The following is a 709-nucleotide window of genomic DNA, read 5'->3' as shown; positions in this document are numbered from 1 at the left end:
ACGTCTTATGCAACGGTCAGATCGCTCTTATCCTATCAGTAAACTCCGGCCTCGTATCCAGGAGCCGGATGATACTGAAACCAAACGTCATGGACTTAAAGCCCGTCTTAAGCCGTGGACGCAGGGGGAAGAGTTTGGCTGGGTGTTCGACAATCGGGAAGACACGTTTGATGTCGATAACCTGGATGTTTTCGGTATTGATGGAACGGAGTTCCTGGATAATAAGGTGCTGGCCAGTGCTGCTTCATTCTATCTCATCTATCGGGTCACCATGCTGGCCGATGGTCGCAGGCTTCTTATCTACATGGATGAGTTCTGGCAATGGATCAATAACGAAGCGTTCAGGGACTTGGTTTACAACAAACTGAAAACCGGACGCAAACTCGATATGGTGCTTGTCGTAGCCACACAGTCACCGGATGAACTGATTAAATCACCCATTGCGGCAGCGGTTCGTGAGCAATGCGCCACTCATATCTATCTGGCAAACCCGAAAGCCAAACGTAGTGAATATGTTGATGGTTTGCAGGTCAGGGAGCTTTATTTTGACAAAATTAAAGCTATTGATCCGCTGTCCCGCCAGTTCCTGGTTGTTAAGAACCCACAGAGGAAAGGTGAAAGTGATGATTTTGCTGCTTTTGCCAGACTGGAGCTGGGAAAAGCAGCGTATTACTTACCGGTTCTCAGTGCATCAAAACCCCAGTTAGAA

The 709-nt window shown here is 48.0% G+C and carries 1 pseudogene; it reads left to right on the top strand.

The features are described from left to right. Positions 1 to 709: pseudogene (locus tag RTW80_RS26625) on the top strand (conjugal transfer protein); the annotation flags it as partial.

It is taken from the genome of Escherichia sp. AM3 (genome assembly GCF_032029835.1).
In the GTDB taxonomy this organism is placed as follows: Bacteria; Pseudomonadota; Gammaproteobacteria; order Enterobacterales; family Enterobacteriaceae; genus Escherichia; species Escherichia coli.
Note: the sequence above shows the minus strand (reverse complement) of the source record. Positions and strands in the feature narration are given on the sequence as shown.